Genomic DNA, 5,257 nt, shown 5'->3' on the forward strand with positions numbered 1-5,257 from the left:
TGGATTAAAAGGATTTGGAGATATTAGTTACAATTAAGAGTAAAAATGCTTAAGGGAAGTTATAAATATATACTGTAAAATAATGGATAATAAAATAGTTGCCCACTTTTACTTGACTCAATCTTTAAAATAGCTTTTATATAACAAAAGAACTTAATGTGGTATAATAAGCAAGTCGTATTTTATATCATAGGAGAGATGCTAATATGCAAGAGTTAGAAACTAGAATTATAAAGATAGATGTTTCAAATATTAGAAAAATTTTATTAGAAAAAGGTGCAAAAAAAGTTAAAGAAGAAAATCAAACAAACGATATTTATGATTTTGAAGATGGTAGACTTTTATCAATGAAAGGCTATTCCAGGATAAGAACCATTGATGATTTATTAAATAAGAAGAAAGTTATATATATGACAACAAAAAAGATGTTATCTCAAGGTGTTTTTAAAGAAATGGAAGAACATGAAGTTGAGGTTTCTAATAAGAGGGCTGCTGAAGGAATTTTTGAGGCTTTAGGTTTAGTCTTAACTAGCTCTGTTCAAAAATATAGAGAAAGTTATGAATTTGAAGAGACTTTAGTAGAAATTGATATAAATGACCAGAAATTTTGCCCCTTCCCTTATATTGAAATAGAAACTGATTCAGAAGAAAAACTTGAAAAAGTAGTTAAGATTCTGGGTTATACTATGGAGGATACAACCTCTAAGACAGTTTATGAATTAGTTAATGAACATTGCTAATAAAATTAGGCTCTTTTCGTAAATATTATGGGTAACAATTAAGAACGCCTTTTGAGGTGTTCTTTTGCTTAGTATGCATTTTAAGAAAGTTGCGAATTAAATATTATAAGAAATGTAAGTTAAATTAATGATTTCCCAACACTATATGCTTTTTTCATTACTTTTACGTTATTCTTTGCAACATCTGGATTAAAACATTTAGTAACAATTATATCTTTATAATGTTGAAGTCCCATTGCAGTAAAAGCGTTTCTCAAATACCGTATATAAGTTCTAAAGGAAAAGAAGAAAGGTGAGGCTTGTGTATAAACCATAACTAATTTTTTCTTTCCAAATCTGGGCTTATGTTTTTCATCAGTAAATGGATACAATCTATCCATCATAATTTTGGTTTGTCCTGAAACTTGATAGATGTATATAGGACTACCAATAATAACTGCGTCTGAGTCCTTTATATTTTCCAGTATTTCTTGCATATCATCATTAATACAACAATTATCATTTTTTCGGCAATACATACAACTCTGACAACCCTTAATACTCATTGAGTTTAAATAAAATACTTTTGTTTCCGCACCACTATCTTTTGCTCCTCTTAAAACTTCATTTACCATGGACGTTGAGTTTCCTAATTTTCGTGGGCTACCTATAATTCCTATTACTTTTTTCATCTTTACCTCCCTAATATTGTAGCTATGTTTATAGTATAAGTTAATTCTTAATATACTACAATTGTTCATTAATAAGAATATAAACACCCTATTAATTGTTTATTTCTATGTAACGTTTTTTTATATTATATACTAATATATGTAAAAAATATAATATGTCAATCTCTGCCCATAGCAACTAAAATACAAACCTGTTCATGGCTTATGCCTCTAAAGTTATATACTCCACCTCTTTTATTAGGTTTACGACCTTTACATTGATTTTTACCTTTAAAGGATTCAAGAAAGAAAGTTTCATCCGATTCAATTATTCCTGATAATGGAGCAATCTCCATTGAGCGTAAAGAATTAAGCACATTATGTCTCCAATAAAATGCTGTTGAAAGGCTAATCTTTAGAGACTTTGATATTTTAGTTAAGGTTGTTCCTTCTACTATAAATTGAATATATTTACCCCACTTTTGTGGATAGTGTGTACCAGACATTGGACTACAAGAAATATCATTGAATGTTTTTCCACAATATTTACGAAAAGAGCCCAAAATTAAAATCAGAAAGAACTAATTCATTGATACAGTTGAATTATTTTTCTCTTTGAAGATAGTTACATAATGCACCTAGTTTATTTGCATCATTTCCATATTTGCATGTTTTTAAGACCGGCTTTATCTTTCCGTCTAGTCCACTATTCATAATTATATCTAATCTTTTATTTATTTCATCAATATAGTCTTTTCTTTCACTTATTGCTCCACCTAAAATGATAACCTCTGGGTCATAAGTATGTTGAATATTATATATTCCTACAGCCATAATAAAATAATACTTGTTTACTTCTTTAAGTGCAATTTCATCTCCTTTCTCACATAATTCAAAGACTTCAACACCATCAAGGCTATTTTCTTCTAATCCTTTTAATTTTGATACTTTTTTTGCTAATGCTATGGTAGATCCTTCTTGGCTCCAAGTAGTAAACTTGGGCTCTCCATCTAATTCACATTTTATTGAACAAAAACCAAATTCTCCACCATGTCGATGAATTCCAACATGAACCTTTTTGTCTTTAACTATAGCTCCACCTATTCCTGATCCACAAACAACAAATACTAAATCTTTGTTTTCCTTACCAGCTCCAAGCCAACATTCTCCAAGTGCTGCACAATTGCCATCGTTCTCTATTGCTACATCTAAGTCTGTAGATTTTTTTAAAATTTCTTTAAAGTTTGGTCCATGTATATATGGAATAGCGCTTACTCCACCAATTACTCCAGTTTCACTATCCACTGCTCCTGGCGAACTTATAGCAATTCCTTTAAGATCATATTTAACTTTCATTTCATTAGTTATTTTTGCTAATTCATCGAAAAGTTCTTCTTTGGTGCTTGGAACATCCAACTTATTGCTTTCAACGAATTCCCCATTTTTCTTAATTACAGACCATTTTATGCCACTTCCACCAATATCAAAGACCATAATTTTTTTCATTTATTATCCCCCTATTCTAAATTATACTGAGACTTCGGATATCTATAAATTATTAACTTTCGATTAAAATCCATTATTTTCTACAACTTCTTTAATCCATATTCCAGATTTTTTATTGTTTTCTTTTGAGTAGCTAAATCTACAGCAATAAATCCATATCTATTTTTGTATGCATTGCTCCATGACCAACAATCAATTGGTGTCCATGTATGATATCCAAAACAATTAGATCCTTCACTTATTCCTTTATGCAGATATGATAAATGCTCTTTATAGAAATCTATTCTGTAATCATCTTCTATTACACCTTCTGCATTTATATACTTTTCTTCACCTTCAACACCCATACCATTTTCAGAAATATACCAAGGAATATTGTCATAATTATCTCTTATGTCAATTCCAATATCATACATACATTGTGGATATATTTCCCATCCTCTATAAGGGTTCATTCTTCTTCCTGGCATTTCATAATTATCAAAATATTTATCTGGCATCCATCCCTTTGAATCATCAAATTGTGATTCTTTTGCTTTTACCCTTTTTGGCTGATAGTAGTTCACACCCAAGAAATCTATTGTATTATTCTTTATAATTTCTAATTCTTCATCTGTTGAATCCCACATAACATTATCTTTTTTTAATATTTCAACTAGTGTTTTAGGAAAATGTCCTTTAACTGATGTATCTAAAAATGAGGTATTGAAAAAACTATCTGCTATTTGTGATGCGCTTGCATCTCCCTCACTATTTGATCTTGGATATGAAGGTGTTAAACTAAGTACTATTCCTATTTTTCCTCCATCTTTATCACATTTCATTTCTCTGAAAGCTTTTATAACTTTTGCTGATGCTAAATTCAAATTATACATTACTTGTACAGCTTTTTTACCATCAACTAATTTGGGATACTGAAACTTATATAAATATTCTCCTTCAACTATAACCATAGGTTCATTGAATGTATTCCAATGCTTAACTCTATCACCAAATAATTCAAAGCACTTTTTAGCAAATACTACAAATAAATCTACTACATGTTTAGATTCCCAACCACTATATTTATCATATAATTCAACTGGTAAATCAAAATGGTGTAAATTCATAACTGGAAGAAGTTTGTTTACAATGCATTCATCAATTACAGAATTATAAAATCTTTCTCCATCTTGATCTACTTCTCCAGTTTCAAAATCTTTAATTAGTCTTGTCCATTGAATTGAAGTTCTAAAACTATTTAGTCCTATTTGCTTTACTAATTTTAAATCTTCTTTGTAGCTATTATAAAAATTTGATGCTACATTTGGTCCTACTTATCAAAAAATGCATCTGGTTCTATATCAAACCAATGATCAAAAACGCTATCATGCTTTTTATTAAATCTTCCTTCACTTTGTGGACCTGACGTTGCTGAACCCCACCAAAAATTTTCTGGAAATTTGTATTGTAAACTCATTTTTTATTCCCCCTAAGCATAGTTTCATATCTATTTAACACTTTAAATTTTACATTAAAAATAACTTTTTAAATGTCTTTTAATAAGATTATTTTACTTCTATTTTTCTTCTTAGTCAATATATTTCTGTAAACTTTTTCAGCTAGTTGCTCTTCTGTAACCACCAATAAATTATAACTATATCTAATCAATCTATAATAGGTACAGTTTACAACACATGCAAAGGATTAATTTGAAAAACAAAGTATCAATTTAAATCATACTCGATTACATTATTAACATTTATTTACCACCTGCTTAATCATAATAAAAAGGCGTAATCCCTATACTAAAAGTATAGGGATTATACTTACATCTACAAATAAACCAGTTATAGCTTGTTCATTTTTAATTTACTTCCAATTGTCACCAACATTATTATTTGTTGGAATAATTTTATTACTTGATGAGCTATTTATAATAATTGAAGTATCTGCCTTCAATATATACTTCTTTTAGCTTATCTACTTGGTACGATTGGATCTGGTGTATTTACACCCGACTCTAAAGCTCCCATATCTATTCCATTTCCTTGAGGGCGAAGTATACCATTTATATCTTTATCAGGTATAGATCCATTGTCTAACGCACTTACCCCTTTGTCTATAGCTGGTGAATCCTCTGCTAATTTAAAATTATAGTTAGCAGCATCAATAAACTTTGGATCTTCAGCTTTGTTGGTATTATTATTTTTACCATCATTGATAGTTCCATTATACAAAATATTGTTTGAATAAATGTAAGCGTCAAATAACTCATCACCTAGGACTGGCAGTAAATTAATGTGATAATACTCCTATACTTAGTAGGAGGTAATTTGCATGGCAGAAAGAAGATCTAAAGAAGAATGGATGATACTTGTA

4 protein-coding genes and 2 pseudogenes are annotated in these 5,257 nt (G+C 29.4%); 1 reads left to right on the forward strand and 5 read right to left on the reverse strand.

Going from position 1 to position 5,257, the window contains the following annotated elements; translation table 11 throughout:
- The first annotated feature begins 206 nt into the window (after positions 1–206).
- Positions 207–740: a class IV adenylate cyclase gene (locus CLVI_RS16980; protein WP_106061425.1), complete on the forward strand. Its 534-nt coding sequence runs from the start codon at positions 207–209 to the stop codon at positions 738–740.
- A gap of 119 nt (positions 741–859) precedes the next feature.
- Here CLVI_RS16980 and CLVI_RS16985 read toward each other — a convergent pair whose 3' ends face one another.
- The 5 genes and pseudogenes from CLVI_RS16985 to CLVI_RS17005 all read right to left on the reverse strand — a co-directional run bounded on the left by CLVI_RS16985 (position 860) and on the right by CLVI_RS17005 (position 5,115).
- The gene (locus CLVI_RS16985) at positions 860–1,411 is read right to left on the reverse strand and encodes a flavodoxin family protein (protein ID WP_106061427.1); all 552 of its coding nucleotides are present in this window, start codon (positions 1,409–1,411) and stop codon (positions 860–862) included.
- A gap of 161 nt (positions 1,412–1,572) precedes the next feature.
- Positions 1,573–1,938, reverse strand: a pseudogene (locus tag CLVI_RS16990) (IS1595 family transposase); the annotation flags it as partial.
- Positions 1,939–1,993: 55 nt separating this feature from the next.
- Entirely contained in the window at positions 1,994–2,896 is a 903-nt protein-coding gene (locus tag CLVI_RS16995) for an ROK family protein (RefSeq protein WP_106061431.1), read from the reverse strand.
- Positions 2,897–2,959: 63 nt separating this feature from the next.
- Positions 2,960–4,355, reverse strand: a pseudogene (locus tag CLVI_RS17000) (glycoside hydrolase family 1 protein).
- A gap of 499 nt (positions 4,356–4,854) precedes the next feature.
- Positions 4,855–5,115: a choice-of-anchor Q domain-containing protein gene (locus tag CLVI_RS17005; RefSeq protein WP_106061433.1), complete on the reverse strand. Its 261-nt coding sequence runs from the start codon at positions 5,113–5,115 to the stop codon at positions 4,855–4,857.
- Positions 5,116–5,257: the final 142 nt, after the last annotated feature.

It is taken from the genome of Clostridium vincentii (assembly GCF_002995745.1).
In the GTDB taxonomy this organism is placed as follows: Bacteria; Bacillota; Clostridia; order Clostridiales; family Clostridiaceae; genus Clostridium; species Clostridium vincentii.